This is a genomic window from Aerococcus agrisoli, assembly GCF_003797145.1.
Lineage (GTDB): Bacteria > Bacillota > Bacilli > Lactobacillales > Aerococcaceae > Aerococcus > Aerococcus agrisoli.
On sequence record NZ_RKMG01000006.1, the window covers coordinates 13,601 to 35,851 of the forward strand.

Here is a 22,251-nt window from a genome sequence, read left to right on the forward strand (position 1 = left end):
AGGTCTCGATTTCATGCTAATTCACGGCTAAAGGACTGCACTACCAGTCCTTTAAGATGGTGAGAAACGGATTGCTTTCAAGGTTTTATTGTTAGAAAGAAAAATCCTTGTGAACGAAATTTATTTTAAAATAAACGAAAAAAACTAGGACGTCGTGTCCTAGTTTTTATGCGTCATTAGTATGAGCGTTCCAATAATTCTTTGGTTACGCCTTGTAAGACTTTTTTGGCTTTGATGTCAGGCAATTGTGCGATAGCATCAAGGGCAGCATCAGTATAAGAGTTGGCGTAGGCTTTGGCTTTAGTGACGCCGTCATATTGATCGACTAATTGAGCAATCGTCTTGGCATCATCATCGGTGATGTGCTGTCTTTTTCCCAAAATAGGTGCGAAGGCTTCAGGTGCTTGTGCCTTTGCTAGAAGCAGTGGTAGGGTATAAATCCCTTGGGTTAAGTCTTCAAGGACTGGTTTTTTGAGGGTTTCAGTGTCTGAAACGTAATCTAAAATATCATCCAGTACTTGGAAGGCCATGCCGATGTTTTTCCCAATTGAACCAGCAAGCTTGGTGACGTCATCGCGAGTGCCGCCGAAATGGGCACCTTCCATGGCCGCTAGCCAGAAGAGTTCAGCTGTTTTTCCAGTAATATTCTCTAAATATTCTTCCACGGTTTCGGCTTGATCAAAGCGTTTATACATTTGGTTAAGCTCGCCGAGAAGGATGCGCTCCATGGTTTGCGCGTTGATATTTAGGTATTCGCGGTCATCAACGTTATCGATGATGAGGTCGAAGAATTGGGTAAAAAGGAAATCGCCCGTATAAACGGCCACATCTTTGCCGTACTGTGATTGAATCGTTACTTGGCCACGGCGCAAGGGTGAATCGTCAATCACGTCGTCATGGATTAAGGTTGCCATGTGCAGGATTTCCAGTGATGCTGCGATATTGTTTAAACGGTCTTGGTCTTGTTTCGTTTTATCACCAAATTGGGTGAATAGTAAAAACATGGCAGGACGTAACATTTTACCGCCAGATTTTGTTAGACTAAGTAGGGCTTCCTGAACGTCAGGATTTGACACTACCATATGGTCGCTCAAAATTTGGGTAACAGCTTTTAATTGTTTATGTAGTTTGGGATATTGGATCCAGTATTGTAACATTTGTTTATTCCTTTCAGGCATCAATCATATCCACTATTTTACATGAAAAGCTTGTGATTTACTTGTTTTAGCTATAAAGATTTTTAGAAAAGAGGATGAAAAACAAAAATGACGATTCCAATATTTTTAGAACTCGTTGAAATGAAAGCCAAAACGGCGAGTATTTTCCCATTTTTCTTGGGAGTGTGTATTGCCTGGTATAACTTTGGCTCTATGCATACTGGCTACACCATAGCCTTCTTCATCGCCATGTTTATCTTTAATATGGCTGTTGATATTTTAGACAACTACAACGACTACCGTCATGCGACAAGTGTTCATGACTACAAAGAAAAGACCAATATTATCGGTCGCGAAAACCTAGATATCAACAAAATCTTTATTTTGATGGTATCAATGATTGTGGTTTCAGCGCTGATTGGTATTGTGTTAGCCTACTTTGTAGGTTGGCCACTATTGGTTATGGGTTTGTATTGTTATTTAGTAGGTATCTTCTATTCATCAGGTCCACGTCCTTTGTCTAGTTTACCAGTAGGGGAATTCTTCTCTGGATCTACCATGGGTTTTATGATCACTTTGATTAGTGTATACTTAAATACTTTTGATACAGAACCTTTTACTTTGACCATTATTTTTGACGTATTTATCGTTTCTTTACCGGTGTCACTATGGATTGCCAACTTGATGTTAGCCAATAATACCAGTGATTTAGAGGAAGACGAGTTAAATGAAAGATACACGATTGTACATTACTTAACTAAGTCTGGTGCATTGAAATTATTTGTGACAAATAATGTGATCGCATTCATTTCGGTGGTTATCGCTGTTTTGATGGGCTTAGCGCCATGGACAATGTTGTTCACATTTTTAGTTTTTCCATATATTTGGAAACAACAGGATATGTTTTTACAAAAACAGGTGAAAAGTGTAACATTTATATGTGCAGTTAAAATTCTAGCAGTAGGATCTTTAGCGCAAGTGGTTACTTATTTCATCGGTTTGTTTATTGCGATGTAGTAAGAAAAAAGAAAGATAAAAGGAGAGCGTATTAACAATGAATGAAGTCGTAATTTTAGGGGCAGGCTATGCGGGGCTTAGAGCGTTAAAAAAATTACAAGGAAACAATGGGGATTTCCATATCACTTTAGTTGATAAAAATCCATACCACTTTGAAGCGACAGATCTACACGAGGTAGCAGCAGGTACTCAACCTCGTGAAAAAATTACATATGAAATTGAAGCAGTAGTTAACCCTAAGAAAACTACCTTCAAACAAGCAGAAGTTGCGAAAATCGATCGTGAAAATTCTCAAGTTATCTTCACAGATGGCTCAAGTTTACACTACGACTACGTAATCGTTGCTTTAGGTTTCGAATCTGAATCATTCGGTATCGAAGGTGTTGAAGAATTCGCAATGGAAATGGTATCTGTTGATTCAGCAGAAAACATCAACAAACATATCCATGCTAAAATGGCTGAATACCGTACAACTCAAGATCCAAACGCTTTGAAAATCGTTGTTTGTGGTGCAGGTTTCACCGGTGTTGAATTATTAGGTGCCCTTGTAGAAGGTCGCGATGAATTCGCAGAAGAAGCAGGCGTATCAGCAGATCAAATCGAAATCTACTGTATCGAAGCTGTAACTCGTTTATTACCAATGTTCGACGAAAAATTATCTGAATGGGGTATCAACCACTTGAAAAACTGGGGCGTACAACTTTTAACGGGTAAACCAATCAAAGCAATCAAAGAAGGCGCAGTTGTATATCAAGACAACGCTGAAACTGGTGAAACAGCTGAACTTGAAGCAGGTACAATCATCTGGACAACAGGTGTATCTGGTTCACACGTAATCACTGATTCAGGCTACGAAGCTCGTCGTAACCGTGTAAGTGTTAACGCTGATTTACGTGACCCAGAATACGACAACGTATACGTAATCGGTGACGTTTCTGCAGTTATGGACCGAGAATCTAACCGTCCATGGCCAACAACAGCTCAAATCGCTACTAAAATGGGTGAATTTGCAGCGAAAAACCTTGTGAAACAAATGAATGGTCAGGCTACTGAAAACTTTAGCTTCAAATCATTAGGTTCAGTTGCCTCAATCGGTAACACACATGCCTTTGGTTTAGTATTCGACAAACCAGTTAAAGGTTACCCAGCATCATTCATCAAAAAATCTATCATGGATAAATCATTACTTGAAACAGGTGGCGTGAAACAAATGATCTCTAAAGGTCGTTGGGATTTATACCACTAGAGACTAGTGTGCGATGGAAAGCTGTTTGATTTAACGGTTTGAAGACGCAAATGATTATCAAGTTGAAAAGAGTTGACGCTTCGGCGTGGGCTCTTTTTTGTATTGGGGGGATATTGTTATGGTGGTGCGGATGACTGGTTAGTGGAATTTGGTTCCAATTGAGTTATTTTATATGTATTTGGATAAAAATACGATATTTGATTTATGTATGTAGATATAAGCGAAAAATGGACACATTGAGGGGCTGTTATAACCTTTATGAGAAAAAAGGCTCTTATAAGGCCTGGTTTGCGCCACCTTAAAAAAAGGGGTATAACGGCCCTCTGTATGAACCAAATTTTCTCATTTTTGATAGAATCACTGCCTGATGTGTCCAATTAAGATATATTATAATAAGAATAAATGCAATCAACTCTCAACAACCATGACAGAACGAAATTGCCTCACTTAGCTTCACGTGCATGCAAATGAAATGAGAATAACCTAGTAAATACCTCTAAATACACAATTGCACTATTTTTCACAACATACTTGTTCTCAATTCGTACAATCCACTAAAAATATGATATTATGCAACGAATTATTTGAAATATATTTCACAAATAAAAAATAAGTTGTAATATTTAAGCATACAAAATCACATGTACATCTTATTAGGAGGAACAAATTATGGTTAAAATTTCTGGTATTGTCGGTAGTGTCAACGAACATTCAGTGTCTCGTAAAGTATTACAAAAAACAGAAAAATATTTCTCAGACGAAGTAACTTTGGAAGAAATCGAATACACACAAGTACCATTATTCTCTGTAAATAATGAATACCCTGCACCGGATGCCGTGGTAAAAGTACGTGAAGCCATCAAAGAAAGCGACGGTTTGATTTTTATCGTGCCAGAATATAACTTATCATTTTCAGGGGTCCTAAAAAATCTGATCGACTGGATTTCTCGTCCAGAAATCATGGGCGATCCAAAACCAATTCTAGACAAACCAATCTTGGTTATCTCAACCAGCGCTGGCATTAGCGGCGGAATGGTAGCCCAAGAAGAAGTTCGCTCAATCTTAAATTACTTGGGCGCAAGTCTACTATCTCAACCACGCGTATCATTCGCCAACGTCTACTCATTACTAGACGAACGCCAACACCTAACACTAGATCCAGCAAGTGCCGGCTACCTAAAAGACACCGTCGAAGCATTCGAACAATTCGTAAATCATTTCCATACAAAATAAAATCATTTCAAATATCTTTTGAAAAAATGGTCAGCGCACCGATGTTAGGATGACTGGAAAAATCGCCAGCCCAATCAATCCGAGACTTCTCCACCTGACCAACCACTGGTATACCAGGGAATCTCATTCGTGTGACCAACTCGACTATAATCAAAGAACTCAAGATGAAAAGAGGGCTGGGCCCTCTTTTTTTCATTATCGAAAACTAATCACCAAGTTTAGTAGGACATTGAAAAGCTGATGCAAGTTTTCGCAGATTAGGCCAAGCATTTCTTGAAAAGACTAAAACTCATTTTTTTATTTATAAAAACTCATAAAGGCAAAAAACGGACACATTAATTGGCTGTTATAACATTTATGAGAAAAAAGGCTCAAAGAAATCCTTGTTTGAGTCTCCTTCAAAAAAAGGGATATAACAGCCCTATGAATGACCCAAATTTTATCATTTTTGATAAAACTACCGCCGGATATGTCCATTTTTCGCTTATTTAATATTCGATATATACAATCGTTCAAAAGCTAATGCCCTTCGAAATGAAGTGTCGTTTCCTTTAGGTATTTGATTTCTTCGGGTGTGGAGGCACGGGCAAGAACGTCGTTGCGGTGCGGATACCGACCGAAGGCTTCCAACATTTGATAATGTAATTTTTCCGCCTCTAAGAAAGATTCCATGCCTGGCTTTGAGAAATATTCGACGGCCTTCTGGTGAATTTTCAGCGACTCGGAATGCATGAAGGGCATGTAAATAAAGGCGCGTTGCACGGTAGGCAATTCGTGAATCTCCGCCTGCAAGCAGGCTTCCTGCGCCAATACCAACGCCATCCCGTCATAAGCATAGGCACGCGGATCGTTGCGGAACAAATTGCGCGAAAATTGATCAAGCACGATAATTTCAGCCAAACGACCTTGAATCGTCGCCCGCCAAGCGTAGGTTTCACCCTTCGTTACCGCCGCGTGCATATCCCCAAAATGCGCCGCAATATAAGCATCCAACTGCACATCTTTTGTAAACCATTGCGCTGACGTCAAGTCTTCAAACCAAAAGTCTAAGATATCTTGGTATTCCATGAATAACATCCTTTCCGAAAAGGCTTTATATAAGATAAGTTTAGCATATTCTTTTTGGAAAAGGACATGCGCCATCAAGACATTGCCATTTGTCTTTCAATAGCTTATATTGTGGAGGAAAAGGTTATCTTTACCCACCCACTACAGTATTTCAAGAAAAAGGTGACAATATGAATTTTGAACAACTACTTTATGCAGAAGTCCTGGCGCAACACCGTTCCATGCAGAAGGCAGCGGATGTACTTCATATCAGCAAATCGGGCTTGTCGACGGCCATCGCCCAACTCGAAAGTGAACTTGGTGTGGAAATTTTCGACAAGTCATCATCAGGAACTGTATTAACCGACGACGGTCGCCAACTATTAGCGAGCATTTCCGATATCCTACGCTATAAAAATGGTTTGGAAAAGGCAGCAGCCAAAATTGCAAATCCAAGCCAGCATCAAAAATTTACGATTCACTATATGAATACCATGCTGCGCCCGTTCATCAATAGCTTTGTGGAAAATTACGATAAAAAATATCGACCTATCCAACTCAATATTTCCTGTCATGAATTTGAGACCATCGTGAGTCAGGTTCGGGATCAAGCAATAGAAGCTGGCTTCATTGCAATCAACAATTCAAAAAATGATGCGATCAAGCATTTAAATTTCACGCCAATCTGCGATTCTAAATTGGTACTTTTGTGTGGACCGGAAAATGACTTAGCTCATCTTGAGCGGCCAATCACATTAGAAGATTTGAAAAACCAACACTTCAGCATTTTTAATGACCAATTTCATGATGACATATTTGAACGATTACAATTCCAATGTGGTCCCTTAGATTTAGTTTTACGGGTTGATGACGCATGGGCGATGGAACAGGCAATCTTGCGGTTGAATACAGTATGTTTTGGGCGCACATTGCAAAGTCAATTAGCAAGCCATACTGATTTTTCCAAACTTGTTGCAGTTGACATCGGTCATCTAATTGATGAAAATTTCAAGCTAGGATGGTTAACCAATCCTAATACCATGCTATCACCAACCATGACTTTAATTTTGGAGGATATGTCAGCCCAAATAAAAAGAGATGCCCAATCAATAGGCATCCCTCATTAAAACAGTAATTATTTCGTCCCGTCATGTGTTACAACATCATCTAATTCAATATTTGTGAGTGATTTCAAGTATTCGATACCTGGCATATCAAAGTAGCCAGTATTTGCTAGTAGCTCGATTAGACCAGGAGTTAGGTGAGATGCAGAGACAGATTCTTCGCTGAATGCTAAGTAAATTTCATCTTCTTTACCAGTCTTAATCTTTTCTGCAATTTGTGGATCAATCAATGTTGGACGACCTAGACTAACGATGTCCACATAGTTCAAGGCGTCGTTCATTTTTTCAACCGTATGAATACCCCCTGCAATCATCAAAAGTGTAGGTGCTGGAACGGCTTCACCTAATAGCTCTGCGTAATTCTTGTCAGAATCTTCAGGTGTTTGTGTATAGTCGTTTGTTGAAATATGAATGTAGTCGAAATCAAAGTCAGCAGTTAACTTGGCAACCAATTGTTGAGATTCATGCCATGTATAGCCTACGTTATCGCCGTGCACTTCTTCAGGACTGATACGATAGCCGATGATAAAATCTTTTGGCGCATATTCCGCTGCAACTTTGAAGACTTCACGAGCAGTTTCAACAGCAAAATTCATGCGTTTGTCTAAATTACCACCCCAGAAATCGGTACGAAGGTTTGAGAAGGCTGAAAAGAATTGTTGATGTAAGTAATGGTTGGCACCGTGGATTTCAACACCGTCAAAACCAGCTTCAATCGCACGTTTCGTTGCGCGACCAAAGTCACGAACAATTTCCCAAACTTCTTCTTCTGTTAATTCATATACAGGGTAGTCAATCCAGCCAAAATCCATTTGAGACGGTACTTCTACACGACCACCTAATTGATGACGATACTCAGCTTCACGACCTGAATGCACTAATTGTAAGATGGCTTTGTTGCCATCTTTTTTAAGACCAGCAGCAACTTGTTTGAAGCCAGGAATAAAATCGTCTTTATGAATTGCTAATTGTTCACGATTTGGTGCCCAAGAACGAGATGGACCACCGTTAAGACTTACGCTAGTGTATTCTACAATGACCATACCAGCTGATTTTGAACGTGCACTATAGTATTTGATTGTATCTTCGGTAACTTTTTCATCCAAACCAGAGTTTGTTAACATTGGCGATTGTACCGTACGTGTATCGATTGTAGCTCCATGTCTAAATGTGACTTTGTCGGTTAATTTTTTCATTTAAAAACGCCTCCTATTTGTTTATGGCATTAGTATATCACTTCACAAAGTTTTGCATATTTCTAAAATGCGGATGGGGTGTCCATTAAAACCGAACACTAAAAAGGTTGTTTTAATTGTTTTTTAAAGGGTGTTTACTTCATTTTGTTATCAATGTCTATATGTTATATAAATCACAATATATGTGTTAAAAACAATATCGTTTCTATCGCAATGTATTTTTTGTCGAAAAAAAGTAATAAATCTGATTTTTTAAGCAATCGGTTGCGAAAGCGTTGAAACCCTTTGAATACGTTTTCATAAAAGACTATACTACAGGTGTAAAAACTTATAAATTCTAAACAGAAAGAGGTTAGTATTATGGTAAAAGTTGCGATTGTCACAGGTGCAGGTCAAGGGATTGGTTTAGCGATTGCGAAACGTCTACATGCAGATGGCTTTAAAATTGGTATCGTTGATTATAATGCAGAAACAGCCAAAGCTGCAGTAGCAGAATTCCCAGAAGGCGACGCTTTTGCGGCAGGTGCAGATGTATCTAAACGCGATCAATTAAATGAAGCATTCGATAAAATCGTTGAACACTTCGGTGACTTACATGTTGTTGTAAACAACGCCGGTGTAGCACCAGCAACACCATTAGATACAATCACGCCAGAACAATTTGAACAAGTTTACGGAATTAATGTTGGTGGTGTGCTTTGGGGATCTCAAGCAGCACATAAATACTTCAAACAATTTGGTCATGGTGGTAAAATCATTAACGCTACTTCTCAAGCCGGCGTTTTAGGTAACCCAGAATTAGCTTTATATTCGGGATCTAAATTCGCTGTACGCGGTATCACACAAGTATTAGCACGTGACTTAGCAGATGAAGGCATCACAGTAACTGCTTATGCACCAGGTATCGTGAAAACACCAATGATGTATGGTATCGCTCACGAAGTTGCTGTAAACGCTGGTAAAGACGATGATTGGGGAATGGATCAATTCGCTAAAAACATTACTTTGAAACGTCTATCAGAAGCAGAAGACGTAGCAAACGTAGTCGGATTCCTAGCTGGACCAGACTCAGACTACATCACTGGACAAACAATCGTAGTTGATGGTGGTATGGTATTCCACTAATCTTCAAAATTTTGGTATTTGAAAACACCCTCCGAGAAATCGGAGGGTGTTTTTTTTTACCAAATATTTAGTAGACCATTCAAATTGTCTGTTACACAATATAATAAATACAATTATATTTCCGCAACTATTACAATTTCTTTTAGGTACTGTTACAAAAACAATAATGAAAGGGCATACATAATGATTAAAGTTATAACTATAATAAGTTCATGGGAGGGGATATCGTGAATGAACGTATACGAAATATTCTCACACATTTAATAATGAGTCCAAATATTAAAATGGCTCAATTAAGTAAGGAGATGGGATTAACTAGGAGACAAATTAATTATGCAATAAATCAATTCAATGATGAATTACTGGAGAAAGAGTTTCCTCAGATTGAGCGAAATCATAATGGAGATTTCATAGTGTCATTGGAAATAGTTAAATTACTTTCACCTAATCAATTTACCCTTTCAGCTAAAGGTGAAGATACTGTTTACACAGAATTTGAACGTAGATCATTAATCATTATATTTTTGATAACTAACACAACATATATAAGTTTAGATCATTTGACGGATCTGCTAAATGTTAGCAAAAGTACGGTTATGGAAGATATGAAGAGAGTAGAAGCATACGTAAGAAATTACGGATTATTAATTTCTTATAATCGGAATGAAGGGTACCAGGTAAGCGGTTCGGAACATAGAGTTTTACAACTATTATCTGATCTGATAAAAAATGAATCACTTTTCTATCAGCATAATATAAAGAACATCATGGCACCAAATGTTTTAGAAGAAGAAACTCTACATTTAATTCATAATATGGAACAAATGTTACATGTTAATTATTCCGACAAATCTATCGAATATTTGCAGTCTGCCGTTAGATTCTTAATTCAACGTGGATTGGATCTTTCAAACAAGAAATCCAATTTTTTTAAAGGTCAAGTTAGAGATTCACCAGAGTTTAAGTTCTTAAGAGTATTGCTTGATGATTACCCGTGGAAATTAAATACTAGTTATTTAGAATGGTTAGCGTTATTATTTCTTTCTTCAAATATTAATGAGCGTAAAACTACTCAGGTTTATGATTCAGACAATACATTAATTTCACTGATTACCAAAATGGTAGATAGTTTTGAATCACAAACGCTTATAAAAATTAATGAAAGAGATGCTTTTGAAAGAAGAATTTTAAACCATTTACGTCCAGCATGTTTTCGAATTAAATTTAATTTGAATTTAGGGGTATATTCTGAAAGCGCAATTTACGAAGCAAATTATATTGTTTTGAATGATTTGATGAAGGAATTAATTGTTCCCATTGAAAATTGGCTTGGAAAGGCGTTTCCAAATGATGAATTGGAGCTATTATCTTATTATTTTGGATTTCAATTAACGAATCCTAGTGAATTAAATCATACCAAGCCAAGAGCGGTTGTTGTTTGTACAAATGGTGTGATAGTTTCTAAATTAATGAGAGAAAATCTTGATAAATTATTTCCTGAGTTGCACTTTTTAGCATCATTTTCAGTGCGAAATTTTTATAAATTTGAAGATGACTACGATGTTGTTTTTACAACAACACCTCTACAAAGCAACATTTTACAATACATAATCAATCCAATTATGACATTAAAGGAACAAGTTAACCTGAAATATAGAGTTTTAAAAGATTTAGGAATAAATGAGATAGACAGTTCAGTTGAAGATTTGTTAGAGATTATTCGTGAGCATGCATTGGTAAATGATACGAAAGACTTGCGAAAAGATTTGGAATATTTTTTATTGAAAATAAAGCAAGGTTTTCCGCTTGATGATCTAAACTCATTACCAAGTCTTACACACTATTTAAAACCTCACTTTATTACTTTAACTAATGAGGATTTAAGTTGGGAGGAAGCTATTTCTCTTTCATGTAAACCTCTTATGGAAGAACAAATAATCGATGAAAAATTTATAAATGATTGCATCCAGCAGGTCAGAGATAAAAACTATAGTAGTTTTCTAGGAATGAGGACATGTATACCACATACTACTGTTGAAAATGGTGTACTAAAAGATGGGATAAGCATTCTTATTTCAAAAAAACCTATTGAATTTCCAAATGGAAGAAGGATTAATTTTATTTTCCCGCTATCATTTTATGACTTAACAATGCATTTAAAGACGGTAAATCAAATAGCAGATATTAGTAATAATGTCCCTTTATTAGATAGCTTATTAGAGGAGTCTGATGAGAAAGAGATTTATCAAATTCTTAGAAAAATTACGTAAGGAGGCAATAAAGTGATATTAGAAGACTACCCTCAATTTACTATAATAATGCGAGGCAATACATACGAAGAGGCAGAGGCAATTTTAACGTCTATGAAGGGGTATGAAAATAAATTTGCAGTTGAGATGACATTAAATACCCCAAAAGCTTTAGAAAATATTACTCGTTTGAAAAATAAATTTGGAAATAAGATTAAAATTGGTGCGGGAACCGTTAGATCGCTAGAGGATGTAGAAAATTGTATTAGTGTAGGGGCGGAATTTATTCTTGGTCCACATACATTTTCTGAGCAAATGATTGAATTAGCACATGAACATCACCTGTTAGCAATTCCAGCTGCTATGACCCCTTCAGAAATCGATAAAATGTTTTCGTATAGTGCTGATATAGTGAAAGTTTTCCCGGCAGCAGTCGTGTCCCCAAGATTTTTTAAGGATGTGCAGGCACCATTAGGTAAGTTACCTCTGATGGGAGTGGGAGGTATTTCAGCAAAAAATGCTAAAGATTATTTAGATAATGGCGCAAGTTATTTAGGATTGGGATCTGGTATGTTCAATTTGGAAGATGTAAAAGATCTAAATATTGAAAATCTGAAGAAATCATTCCAAGACTTTATGGATATGTAGGGAGGAAGATAGATGGATAAATTTCTTAATAAAGATGTTATTTTTAGAAATTTAGAGTTTGAAAATAGTGCACAAGTTATTTCATTTCTTGCGGATAAATTACTTGAAGCTGGTTATGTAAAAGAAGGTTATAAAGAAGCAATTTTAGAAAGGGAGTTAGAGTATCCTACAGGATTACCGTCAAACGCCCCAGGCATAGCGATTCCACATGCCAATCATGAATTAGTGAACACTACTACATTAGGAATAGCTACACTAAAGAACCCAGTTTCTTTTCAAAATATGGAAGATACTAAAAGCGCAGTTGAAATTCAGATTGTAATTATGTTAGCTATTGATGAGCCTCATGGACACATAGAAATGTTACAAAAAATTGTAGGTATTATTCAGGATGAAGCAACCAGAAAAAATATTTTGGCTGCTGAATCAGATAATCAATTATTTAGTTTATTAGAAAAATCATTAATTTAATTTAGTAGGAGGAATTTATTATGAAAAGAATTTTAGTAGCTTGTGGGAACGGTATTGCAACGTCAACGGTAGTAGCAACAAAAGTTAAAGAATATTTAGCAAACCACGGAGTGGAAGCGGATACAACTCAAACTAAGTTAATGGAAGTTCCAAGTAAGGTTCAAGATTATGATTTATTAGTGACAACTGGTCAATTTGAAGGACAAACAGGTAACGTTCCTGTTGTAAGAGGTCTTTCCATTTTAACGGGTATCGGTGCAGAACAGACTTTTGAACAAATTTTAGAATACTTAAAATAAGGAGATTAGCTATGAGTGTAGTAATGAGCGTATTTCAATTTTTTATAGATGCTGGTCCTACAGTAATGTTACCCGTAATTATTACTGTAATTGGTATGATTTTTGGACTCAAAATTAATAGGGCTTTCAAATCTGGTTTAACTTTAGGTATTGGTTTTGCAGGTATTAAATTAATCCTTGATTATATGACAACAAACGTTGGACCAGCTGCTAAAGCAATGGTAGAACGTACGGGTGTTTCATTGGATGCATTAGACGTTGGATGGGGATCAATCGCAGCTATTACTTGGGCATCTCCAATTATTGCAATCTTAATTTTTTCAATACTGTTAGTAAATATTATTTTATTAGTATTGAAAATGACACACACTTTAGATGTAGATATTTGGAATTACCATCATATGGCTATAGTAGGTGTCATGGTGTATTTTGTGACTAAAAATATCTTTTTGGGTGTAGGTGCTTCAATTATCATGGCTGTGATTACATTCAAATTATCTGACTGGTCACAACCACTGGTTGAAGATTTCTTCGGTATTCCAGGGGTATCTTTACCAACAGTTTCAGCCTTATCTTCACTAGTAATTGCTTGGCCATTAAACTGGTTATTGGATAAAATTCCGTTCTTCAGAAATTCTAAGTTTACTATTAAAGATGCTCAAAAATATTTAGGTTTCTTCGGGGACTCCATGATTATGGGTGGTGTTATCGGTATTGCAATTGGTGCATTAGCTGGATTTGACATTAAAGAAGTACTGAAACTAGGTGTAAGTATGTCCGCAGTTTTAGTATTAATTCCTAAAATGACATCGTTATTTATGGAAGGGTTAATGCCAATTTCTGATGCTGCTCAAAAATGGTCTCAAGAGAAATTTAAAGGGCGCAAATTATTTATTGGTTTGGATGCTGCAGTAGTTGTAGGGAACCCAGATGTTATTACGACAGCTTTAATCATCATCCCGTTAACTATTGCTACAGCCTTGGTATTACCAGGTAACCGTGTTTTACCATTTGCCGATTTGGCAGTAGTTCCTTTTAGAGTTGCTATGGTAGTTGCATTAACACGTGGTAACTTACTTAAGAATATTGTAATTGGACTTGCCGTAACTGCTTCATTATTATGGTGTGGTACTGCAACAGCACCAGTATTAACTGCGATTGCTAAAGAAGTTGGTATTAATTTAGGAGCTAGTTCAATGTTAATTTCATCATTTGCTGCTACCGCAATGATCCAAAGTTATTTAGTATTTCTAGCTTTCACTTATAAACCATTGATTAGTATTCCAATTTTATTAGTAGTATTTGCAGCAAGCTGGTACTATTTTGACTTCTACAAAAAAGTAAATCATGAAATTGAAGAACAAAATCAAAGTGCAAACTAAGGAGAAAAATATAAAATGAAAATTACTGATATTAAAGTGTATAAAGTAAAACCACGCTGGATTTTTGTCAAAGTTTCTACTGATGAAGGTATTGAGGGTTGGGGTGAGATGATTTCTGGAACAAAAACAGAAACTGTCGTAGCAGGTGCATATGAAATTGGGGAAAGGTTTTTAATTGGTGAGAATCCATTTGAAATTGAGCGATTATTTCAAGTGATGCACCGATCATTCTTCCGTGGTGGTCCGATTCACGGCACTATTGTTTCTGGATTTGAAATGGCTTTATGGGATATCAAAGGGAAAGCTTTGAATTTACCAATCTATGAGTTATTGGGAGGTGCTGCACGAGATAAAATTAAGGTTTATTCTTGGATTGGTGGAGACCGACCTAACGAAGTGGTAGAACAAGCACAAGATAGATTTGATCGTGGTTTTACAGCAGTAAAAATGAATGCAACTGAAGAATTACATTACATTGATAGTTATGAAAAAATTGAAGAGGTAGTGGAACGTGTTGCTTCGATTCGCGAAAAGTTTGGAAATAAACTAGATATCGCAGTAGATTTTCATGGTAGAGTTCATAAACCGATGGCAAAGGTATTAGCAAAAGCTTTAGAGCCATACCACCCAATGTTTCTAGAAGAAGTTGTATTACCTGAAAATGAAGAGTATTTTAAAGATATAGCAAATTCAGTAGCAGTTCCATTAGCAACCGGAGAACGATTATATACTAGATGGGCGTTTAAAAATATTTTCCAACAAGGTGCCATAGATGTTATCCAACCTGATGTAGCACTCTGTGGTGGAATCTTAGAGATGAGAAAAATCGCTGCAATGGCAGAAGCGTATGATATTGCTGTAGCACCACATGCACCATATGGTCCAATAGCATTAGCGGCTACATTACAGGTCGATTCATGTACACCAAATGTATTTATTCAAGAGCAAAGTCTAGGTATTCATTATAATAAAGGCTTTGATTTATTAGATTTCGTGAAAAATAAAGAAATTTTTCAGTATAAAGATGGATATGTTGATTTGCCTTCAAAACCTGGACTAGGTCTTGAAATAGACGAAGATAAAGTTAAAGAAATTTCAGAAGAAGGTTTAGTGTGGACAAATCCTAAGTGGAAAAATTATGATGGCACAATTGCTGAATGGTAATTGCTTATGAGTAACTTAATTGAATCAATTGTAATGTGTTTATTTATACTTCTCCTATTAGTTCACCAAATAAAAGAACAACAACAAATCATTTTATACTCTAATATGAGTATTATGAGAAGAATACTAGCCGTTGGATTAGGGATTACAATTTTATATGTTTTTTGGCAAAATGATACACCAGACCTAATCAAGTTGGTTGGTTTAGTTGTACTTTTGATATTTAGTATTTTCTCTAAGGAAGGCCTTGGAAAAGATGGCTTTGTTAAGTTTGGTATCTTCTCGGGAGATTATAAAAAATACAAAACTATAGAAATTGAAGAATTCTCAGAAAATAAGACATTAGTCATTTTCAACCAAAGTAAAAATCAAAGACATACGATATTTTTTGATATTCCAGTGAAAGAAGTGATTGAATTCTTATCGGATAAGAATCTAGATATACATTTAAATACAGCGGAGTAATTTTCTATCAGAAAAACATGATATGACTTGGACGTTGACGTTTGATCATTTTTACACCTTCAATCATTTCCTATCAAAAAAACCAGCCACTCAATTGGCTGGTTTTTTCTATTTATAAATCTATTTTATCAACCGACAGATGCTTTCCGTGGTTCGTTGGATGTTTTCTTTTCCATGTGCCAATAGTGTTTGTAGGTCGCTGGCTTGGGGGATAGTGCCGAAGACGCCGTCGAAGTCTTCTTCGCATAGAACTTCTATATTTTCTCCGATGCTACCAGCAATGGCAACGACTTTGATGTTTTGATCGACGGCTTTGGCGGTTTTCATGACGCCATATGGTGTTTTGCCGAATTTGGTTTGGAAGTCAATTTGTCCTTCGCCGGTGAAACAATAGTCAGCGCCTTGGAGTTTTTCTTTTAGACCAGTGTATGCAATGACTAGGTCAATGCCGGTTTCTAAATGGCTATTGGTGAAGACGAGTAGGCCGGCACCTAAACCGCCTGCGGCACCTGATCCAGGGATTTGCCCTACACTTTTGTGGACGTCACGTTGAATAATTTTGTCGTAGTGTTGTAAGTTTTTGTCTAGTTTGGCAACCATTTCGGGTGTGGCGCCTTTTTGCGGACCGAAGACGGCTGCAGCACCGTTTTCGCCACATAATGGATTGGAAACATCGGAGGCAATGGCAATTTCGCAATCAGCTAATCCTGGATGGACACCAGAAAGGTCGATGCTAGCAAGTTTATCAAGGTGACCGCCACCTTCAGGGATATCCTTGCCGTCTGCGTCTAAAAACCGGATGCCGAGTGCTCTGGCCATGCCACTACCGCCATCGTTGGTGGCAGATCCGCCAATACCTAGGATAATCTTTTTAATGCCGTTATCTAGGCAGGCTTTGATAAGTTGACCGGTCCCGTAAGTGCTTGTGACTAAGGGGTTGCGTTCTTCTTTTTTTACTAAATGGATACCGCTGGCACTGGCCATTTCGATGACTGCGGTTTGGCCATCACCAAGGATGCCGAGGTCGGCTACAACTGGATTGCCAAGTGGGCCAGTGACTTCTTTTTTCACCATATGACCACCGGTAGCATCGACTAGGGCTTGGGTTGTGCCTTCACCACCGTCGGCCATGGGGACTTCGACGATTTCGGCGTCGGGGAAGACGCGGGTGATGCCGGCAGCCATGGCTTGGCAGGCTTCGAGGGCAGTGCAGGATTCTTTGAATGAGTCTGGGGCGAGTACGAATTTTAAGGGCATAGTTGACCTCCTTTTGGCTGTTGGTTGACTTGTGGGTGTTTAGTTTAGGATAACAGAAATGATGGTTATAGTAAAAGGTGCGCCTAGTAAGCATCTCATTTTTAGAGTACTTTAGTTGAAAATTCACTAATCACTATAAAATAAGCTGAAATATAAGAAATTTATATGATCCTCAGATATCCTTACATTTTATCGTTTATAATTTACGGTATAATAAAGAGTAAATATACAAATTTGATTTTGAGGAAGGAATCTCAATGACAAACCAGTTTTATTCAAATAATCAAAAATACACTGAAATTGAGCAGACGGTATTAGACTACATTGCTGAGCATCAAGAAAATTTGAAACAGATTACTATTCAAAAATTGGCTGATGAAACATTTACTTCAAAATCTACAATCTTTAGACTAGCTAAAAAATTGGGCTTTGATGGCTTTACGGATATGATTTATCATTTAAGTAAAAACCAATCTATAGATGATGACGGTATGTTAGAAACTTATACTCAAGGTCTATCATCAAATGTTCAAAAGATATTTAAACAAAATGAGGCAAACTTGCAACAGTTTATCCGTCAAATTGATAAAGAAGAGTGCTTCATTTATGTAATTGGAACGGGGTATTCAGGTATTATTGGTGAATACTTATATAAGAAAGTTTTAGGTAAAGGGGAATTGGTTTACTATTCCAATGGAGCTGATTCAAATGCCTTATTTTTAAGTAATATTCAACGGATTACGGATATTATTTGTATTTCTAAAAGCGGTGAAACTGATTTAGTGAATAGCAAGGCTAAACTGGCGAAGGAAAATAAAATAGGGGTGATTTCATTTACCCATTCGCCTGATAATTCATTGGCTAAGTTATCTGACATTCCATTTATTATTGATGATAACCAAATACTAGATCGTAATAACATCAATCCAACGCAGTTTTACTCCATGTTGCTTCTATATTTAGAATATTTAATTGAAAAGTCTTTCTAGCAATTAGAAAAACTTTTCTTTTTTTTGGAAAAAATTCCATTAAGGGTTCAACGTATATAAATGTAAGCGTTTTAATGATAAAGTGAACTTACAAGAAAATCAAAGGGGGTTCATTTTATGAACAAGGGAAGCAACATTATGGATGTTATGCAGCGTTTTTCAAAAGCGATGTTCATTCCAGTATTAATTTTACCAATTGCAGGTTTGTTGATTGCGATTGGGAATATTTTAACTAATGCTAATTTATTGGCAGTATTTCCGTTTTTGGATAATCCAATTACAGTTGGATTTGGGACAATTATTTCAGGTTCGTTAGTAACCATTTTACAAAACTTAGGTCTAATTTTCTGTGTGGGTATTGCAGTAGGTTTGGCTGACAAGAAAAAAGGTGAAGCTGGATTTACGGCTATGCTAGCATTCTTAGTATTTATCAATGCAATGAACAAATTTATGACTTTGAAAGAGATGCTTGCAGATCCTGAGAATTTGCGTGGTACAGGTCAAGCAATGGTCCTAGGAGTCCAAGTGTTAGATATGGGTGTGTTTGCAGGTATTTTACTTGGTATCATCATTGCCGTTATCTTTAATCGTTTCGCAGATATAGAATTTAATAATGCCTTTAATATCTACGGTGGAACACGTTTTGCTTTTATCGTCTTAATTCCGGTGGTTGTAATTTTTGCTATTTTAATGACTTACATTTGGCCATTCTTCCAACAAGGTATTAACTCGTTAGGTGGTTGGATTCAAAATGCAGGTAATTTCGGTATTTTTGTCTACGGTGCACTAGAACGTTTATTAATTCCAACTGGATTACATCACTTAGTATATACGCCTTTCTTATATACATCATTAGGTGGGACAGAAATTATTAATGATGTTGTATACGAGGGTTCACGTAATATCTACTATGCAGAAATGGTAGAACCAGCAATTCGACAATTATCAGCTAGTGTTATCTGGGATGCCCGTGGTATTTCAAAAATGTTCGGTTTGATTGGTGCCTGCTTAGCAATGTATGTAACAGCGGATCCAGATAAGAAACAAAAAGCACGTGCGATTTTAATCCCTGCAGCGTTTACTTCATTCATTGCCGGGGTGACAGAACCAATCGAATTTTCATTCATGTTTATCGCACCAGTATTGTATGTAGTTCATGCGGCTTTAAGTGGATTAAGTATGGTTGTATTAAATGTCTTCAATGTCCGTTCAATCGGACCAAATGGTTTCATCGATTTCTTAATGATGAATGTACCTTTAGGTATCGAGAAGACAGGTTGGCCGATGTATATCCTAATTGGACTAGTATTCTTCGTCATTTACTTCGTTATCTTCCGTGTGTTAATTCAATTAATGAATTTAAAAACAATTGGTCGTGAAGATGAGGGTGCTGAAACAAGATTATATTCTAAGAAAGACTACCTAGATAAAAAATCAGGAGCATATGCGTCTGAATATACGGCTGCAACTTCAGAGTCTAATACAGGCAGCATTGGTATGACTGTTGTGGATCTGCTAGGTGGTAAAGAAAATATTGAATCAGTTACAAACTGTTACTCACGTTTAAGAACAGTATTAAAAAATCCAGATTTGGTCGACCAAGAAGCCTTAAAAAATGAGACCCAAGCTAGTGGTGTCGTTGTGAAAGACAATAATGTTCAGGTTGTGTATGGGGTTCAAGTTGGCTCAATTCGTAAATCGGTAGACCAAGTTTTAGGCTTTAGCTCTGAAGAGTAGGAATGGAAGGAAGTATAATAATGAAAAAATTCTCAGTAGTAATTGCAGGTGGCGGTAGTACATTTACACCTGGTATCGTCAGAATGTTAGTAGAGAACTTGGGTCGGTTTCCATTAGAAAGATTATATTTATACGATAATGATGGTGAACGCCAAGCAATTTTAGGTGAAGCAATCGAAATTATGTTAAGCGAAGAAGCACCAGATATTGATTTTGCATATACTACAGATCCTAAAAAAGCATTTACTGGTATGGATTTCTGCATGGCTCATATTCGAGTAGGGAAATATGCCATGCGTGAATTAGACGAAAAAATCCCTTTAAAACATGATTTAATCGGTCAAGAAACATGCGGACCAGGTGGTATGGCTTATGGTATGCGTAGTATCGGTGGCATGATGGAATTAATAGATTTAATGGAACAATATGCACCAGAATGTTGGATGTTAAACTATTCGAATCCAGCTGCAATTGTTGCAGAGGCGTGTCGTGTGTTAAGACCTGACTCTAAAGTTTTAAATATTTGTGATATGCCAGTAGGTACACTTCGCCGTATGTCTCAAATTCTTGGTACAACACCTGACCAACTAGAAGTAGATTATTTTGGTTTGAATCATTTCGGATGGTGGACATCTATTCGAGGTAAAGACGGTACAGATTATACTGAGCAAGTAAAAGCATATGTAAAAGAGAATGGATATTTAAATCAAGTTGAAATTGATACGCAACATACTGATCCAAGTTGGCAAGAAACGCACAAAAAAGCCAAAGACCTATTCGCTGTTGAACCAAGATTTTTACCAAATACATATTTACAATACTACCTTTTCCCTGAAGACATGGTGGCACATTCAAATCCAGAATATACTCGTGCGAATGAAGTAATGGGTGGACGTGAAAAAGAAGTGTTTGATACAGCACGCCGTATTATCGCAAATGGAACTGCAAAAGAAAATGGCTTCCATATTGATAGTCATGCTTCGTTTATTGTAGATCTTGCTAGAGCAATTGCGTTCAATACACATGAAAGAATGATTATGATTGTAGAGAATAATGGTGCGATTGCTAACTTCCCGGATGATGCAATGGTTGAAGTACCATGTATTGTTGGATCTAAGGGGCCTGAGCCAATTGCTCAAGGAAAAATTCCTAATTTTGAGCAGGCTTTAATGTTCCAACAAGTAACATCTGAAAAGTTATTAGTGGAAGGTTTCATTGAAGGAAGTTATCAAAAAGTATGGCAAGCATTTACTTTATCAAGAACAATTCCAACTGCTACTAAAGCACGAGAAGTTTTAGATGATTTAATTGTGGCGAATGGTGATTTTTGGCCAGAGTTAAAATAATAATGATGATATAAAACGCTGTGTTTCACAGCGTTTTTTCTAAGAAAGCAGAGGTTTTTATGCAAATTACAGTTATTGGTCTAGGTAAAATGGGTTTGTCTTTGGCTAAACAATTAACTAGAAAGGGGCATGTCATTCAAGGTTATGATGTAAATCCCAAAATATCAGATGATTATGTCCACGAAAATATGACTTATATAAGTGATTTATCAACCTTGAAAGAGGCAAGTGAGAAGAATGTTGTATTTTTATTACTTCCAGCGGGGAATCCAACTAATGAAAGCATTGACCGACTTTCCAGATTATTACATTCAGAGGATATTGTAGTTGATTTTTCTAATTCCTATTATCAAGATTCTATTAAAAATTATGATAGGTTAGAAACGATGAATATTCATTACTATGATTGTGGTTTATCTGGGGGTGTTTCAGGAGCATTAAATGGTGCTTGTATGATGTTGGGTGGTGATGATAATTTGGATCCACAAATTATATCTATATTACAATCTTTATGTGTTGAAGATGGATTTAATTATTATGGACAACCAGGAAGTGGACACTACCTAAAAATGGTACATAATGGTATTGAATATGGGATGATGCAAGCAATTGCCGAAGGATTGGAATTATTACACGCTCAGAAGAGATACACGTTTAATTTAGAAAAGGTGACAAGTAATTGGTCTAATGGATCTATTATTACCTCAGCACTTATGGATAACATACACGAAGAGCTACATGCAGATAATCAGCTATCTCAATTTCAACAAAAAGTGCATGCATCTGGTGAAGCTAAATGGATGGTTAGTGAAGCATTAAAAGAAGAAGTTCCTGTTCCAACAGTTGCCTTGTCCTTGATGAAACGTAATGCATCATTAACAGAACAACAATTTTCTAATCAAGTATTATCAGCTATGCGCTACAATTTTGGCGGTCATAAAGAATATTGATAGTGAAGAAATAACGCTTGTACGGCAGGCGTTATTTTTTGTCTAGTTTTTTGGTTCACAGATAGTATATTTCCCTGTGCTATTCAGCTACATCCCAAAGAATTTAGTCACTCTAAATGCTATAATAATGAAAATATATGCGCGAAGGA

The 22,251-nt window shown here is 36.7% G+C and carries 20 protein-coding genes; 16 read left to right on the plus strand and 4 right to left on the minus strand.

Going from position 1 to position 22,251, the window contains the following annotated elements; all coding sequences use genetic code 11:
- Positions 1-176 precede the first annotated feature (176 nt).
- On the minus strand, positions 177-1,157 hold the full coding sequence (locus tag EF384_RS02815) for a polyprenyl synthetase family protein (protein WP_123779478.1): 981 nt from the start codon (positions 1,155-1,157) through the stop codon (positions 177-179).
- A gap of 108 nt (positions 1,158-1,265) precedes the next feature.
- On the opposite strand from EF384_RS02815, the gene EF384_RS02820 reads away from it, so the two are divergent.
- The 3 genes from EF384_RS02820 to EF384_RS02830 all read left to right on the plus strand — a co-directional run bounded on the left by EF384_RS02820 (position 1,266) and on the right by EF384_RS02830 (position 4,653).
- Positions 1,266-2,174, plus strand: coding sequence for a prenyltransferase (locus EF384_RS02820; RefSeq protein ID WP_123779479.1), 909 nt, complete (start codon positions 1,266-1,268; stop codon positions 2,172-2,174).
- Positions 2,175-2,211: 37 nt separating this feature from the next.
- A complete protein-coding gene (locus EF384_RS02825; RefSeq protein ID WP_123779480.1) occupies positions 2,212-3,420 on the plus strand; it encodes an NAD(P)/FAD-dependent oxidoreductase in 1,209 nt (402 codons plus the stop codon).
- 669 nt (positions 3,421-4,089) lie between these two features.
- Entirely contained in the window at positions 4,090-4,653 is a 564-nt protein-coding gene (locus tag EF384_RS02830) for an NADPH-dependent FMN reductase (protein ID WP_123779481.1), read from the plus strand.
- 519 nt (positions 4,654-5,172) lie between these two features.
- On the opposite strand, the gene EF384_RS02835 is transcribed toward EF384_RS02830, so the two are convergent.
- Positions 5,173-5,721 (minus strand): DUF924 family protein, encoded by a 549-nt coding sequence (locus tag EF384_RS02835; RefSeq protein WP_123779482.1) that lies wholly within the window; start codon positions 5,719-5,721, stop codon positions 5,173-5,175.
- Between the two features lie 170 nt (positions 5,722-5,891).
- Between EF384_RS02835 and EF384_RS02840 the strand changes: the two genes are divergently transcribed.
- A complete protein-coding gene (locus tag EF384_RS02840; RefSeq protein ID WP_123779483.1) occupies positions 5,892-6,827 on the plus strand; it encodes a LysR family transcriptional regulator in 936 nt (311 codons plus the stop codon).
- An 8-nt stretch (positions 6,828-6,835) separates the two neighbouring features.
- Here the strand turns inward: EF384_RS02840 and EF384_RS02845 are convergent, their stop codons facing one another.
- On the minus strand, positions 6,836-8,020 hold the full coding sequence (locus tag EF384_RS02845; RefSeq protein WP_123779484.1) for an oxidoreductase: 1,185 nt from the start codon (positions 8,018-8,020) through the stop codon (positions 6,836-6,838).
- Between the two features lie 360 nt (positions 8,021-8,380).
- On the opposite strand from EF384_RS02845, the gene EF384_RS02850 reads away from it, so the two are divergent.
- The 8 genes from EF384_RS02850 (at position 8,381) to EF384_RS02885 (ending at position 15,823) form a co-directional block, all read left to right on the plus strand.
- A complete protein-coding gene (locus EF384_RS02850) occupies positions 8,381-9,145 on the plus strand; it encodes a (S)-acetoin forming diacetyl reductase (RefSeq protein WP_123779485.1) in 765 nt (254 codons plus the stop codon).
- Between the two features lie 227 nt (positions 9,146-9,372).
- A complete protein-coding gene (locus tag EF384_RS02855) occupies positions 9,373-11,415 on the plus strand; it encodes a BglG family transcription antiterminator (protein WP_123779486.1) in 2,043 nt (680 codons plus the stop codon).
- Positions 11,416-11,427: 12 nt separating this feature from the next.
- Positions 11,428-12,042 (plus strand): bifunctional 4-hydroxy-2-oxoglutarate aldolase/2-dehydro-3-deoxy-phosphogluconate aldolase, encoded by a 615-nt coding sequence (locus EF384_RS02860; protein ID WP_123779487.1) that lies wholly within the window; start codon positions 11,428-11,430, stop codon positions 12,040-12,042.
- Positions 12,043-12,054: 12 nt separating this feature from the next.
- Positions 12,055-12,513, plus strand: coding sequence for a PTS sugar transporter subunit IIA (locus tag EF384_RS02865; protein WP_123779488.1), 459 nt, complete (start codon positions 12,055-12,057; stop codon positions 12,511-12,513).
- Between the two features lie 20 nt (positions 12,514-12,533).
- Entirely contained in the window at positions 12,534-12,812 is a 279-nt protein-coding gene (locus EF384_RS02870) for a PTS sugar transporter subunit IIB (RefSeq protein WP_123779489.1), read from the plus strand.
- An 11-nt stretch (positions 12,813-12,823) separates the two neighbouring features.
- Positions 12,824-14,194, plus strand: coding sequence for a PTS galactitol transporter subunit IIC (locus EF384_RS02875; protein ID WP_123779490.1), 1,371 nt, complete (start codon positions 12,824-12,826; stop codon positions 14,192-14,194).
- Between the two features lie 15 nt (positions 14,195-14,209).
- A complete protein-coding gene (dgoD, locus tag EF384_RS02880; RefSeq protein WP_123779491.1) occupies positions 14,210-15,358 on the plus strand; it encodes a galactonate dehydratase in 1,149 nt (382 codons plus the stop codon).
- Between the two features lie 6 nt (positions 15,359-15,364).
- Complete coding sequence (locus EF384_RS02885; protein WP_123779492.1) at positions 15,365-15,823, plus strand: hypothetical protein; 459 nt, start codon at positions 15,365-15,367, stop codon at positions 15,821-15,823.
- A gap of 120 nt (positions 15,824-15,943) precedes the next feature.
- Here EF384_RS02885 and EF384_RS02890 read toward each other — a convergent pair whose 3' ends face one another.
- On the minus strand, positions 15,944-17,080 hold the full coding sequence (locus EF384_RS02890; RefSeq protein WP_123779493.1) for a glycerate kinase: 1,137 nt from the start codon (positions 17,078-17,080) through the stop codon (positions 15,944-15,946).
- Between the two features lie 257 nt (positions 17,081-17,337).
- On the opposite strand from EF384_RS02890, the gene EF384_RS02895 reads away from it, so the two are divergent.
- The 4 genes from EF384_RS02895 (at position 17,338) to gnd (ending at position 22,102) form a co-directional block, all read left to right on the plus strand.
- Entirely contained in the window at positions 17,338-18,069 is a 732-nt protein-coding gene (locus tag EF384_RS02895) for a MurR/RpiR family transcriptional regulator (RefSeq protein WP_123779494.1), read from the plus strand.
- Positions 18,070-18,186: 117 nt separating this feature from the next.
- On the plus strand, positions 18,187-19,806 hold the full coding sequence (locus tag EF384_RS02900; protein ID WP_233570018.1) for a PTS transporter subunit EIIC: 1,620 nt from the start codon (positions 18,187-18,189) through the stop codon (positions 19,804-19,806).
- A 20-nt stretch (positions 19,807-19,826) separates the two neighbouring features.
- Positions 19,827-21,152: a 6-phospho-alpha-glucosidase gene (locus EF384_RS02905; RefSeq protein WP_123779495.1), complete on the plus strand. Its 1,326-nt coding sequence runs from the start codon at positions 19,827-19,829 to the stop codon at positions 21,150-21,152.
- Between the two features lie 59 nt (positions 21,153-21,211).
- Complete coding sequence (gnd, locus tag EF384_RS02910) at positions 21,212-22,102, plus strand: phosphogluconate dehydrogenase (NAD(+)-dependent, decarboxylating) (RefSeq protein ID WP_123779496.1); 891 nt, start codon at positions 21,212-21,214, stop codon at positions 22,100-22,102.
- Positions 22,103-22,251 lie beyond the last annotated feature (149 nt).

Coding starts and splice junctions, on each gene's coding strand:
- EF384_RS02835 (WP_123779482.1), bottom strand. CDS start 5,721: ATGGAATACCAAGATATCTTAGACTTTTGGTTTGAAGACTTGACGTCA.
- dgoD (WP_123779491.1), top strand. CDS start 14,210: ATGAAAATTACTGATATTAAAGTGTATAAAGTAAAACCACGCTGGATT.
- EF384_RS02900 (WP_233570018.1), top strand. CDS start 18,187: ATGAACAAGGGAAGCAACATTATGGATGTTATGCAGCGTTTTTCAAAA.
- EF384_RS02875 (WP_123779490.1), top strand. CDS start 12,824: ATGAGTGTAGTAATGAGCGTATTTCAATTTTTTATAGATGCTGGTCCT.
- EF384_RS02840 (WP_123779483.1), top strand. CDS start 5,892: ATGAATTTTGAACAACTACTTTATGCAGAAGTCCTGGCGCAACACCGT.
- gnd (WP_123779496.1), top strand. CDS start 21,212: ATGCAAATTACAGTTATTGGTCTAGGTAAAATGGGTTTGTCTTTGGCT.
- EF384_RS02870 (WP_123779489.1), top strand. CDS start 12,534: ATGAAAAGAATTTTAGTAGCTTGTGGGAACGGTATTGCAACGTCAACG.
- EF384_RS02885 (WP_123779492.1), top strand. CDS start 15,365: ATGAGTAACTTAATTGAATCAATTGTAATGTGTTTATTTATACTTCTC.
- EF384_RS02825 (WP_123779480.1), top strand. CDS start 2,212: ATGAATGAAGTCGTAATTTTAGGGGCAGGCTATGCGGGGCTTAGAGCG.
- EF384_RS02830 (WP_123779481.1), top strand. CDS start 4,090: ATGGTTAAAATTTCTGGTATTGTCGGTAGTGTCAACGAACATTCAGTG.
- EF384_RS02895 (WP_123779494.1), top strand. CDS start 17,338: ATGACAAACCAGTTTTATTCAAATAATCAAAAATACACTGAAATTGAG.
- EF384_RS02890 (WP_123779493.1), bottom strand. CDS start 17,080: ATGCCCTTAAAATTCGTACTCGCCCCAGACTCATTCAAAGAATCCTGC.
- EF384_RS02905 (WP_123779495.1), top strand. CDS start 19,827: ATGAAAAAATTCTCAGTAGTAATTGCAGGTGGCGGTAGTACATTTACA.
- EF384_RS02815 (WP_123779478.1), bottom strand. CDS start 1,157: ATGTTACAATACTGGATCCAATATCCCAAACTACATAAACAATTAAAA.
- EF384_RS02850 (WP_123779485.1), top strand. CDS start 8,381: ATGGTAAAAGTTGCGATTGTCACAGGTGCAGGTCAAGGGATTGGTTTA.
- EF384_RS02865 (WP_123779488.1), top strand. CDS start 12,055: ATGGATAAATTTCTTAATAAAGATGTTATTTTTAGAAATTTAGAGTTT.
- EF384_RS02820 (WP_123779479.1), top strand. CDS start 1,266: ATGACGATTCCAATATTTTTAGAACTCGTTGAAATGAAAGCCAAAACG.
- EF384_RS02845 (WP_123779484.1), bottom strand. CDS start 8,020: ATGAAAAAATTAACCGACAAAGTCACATTTAGACATGGAGCTACAATC.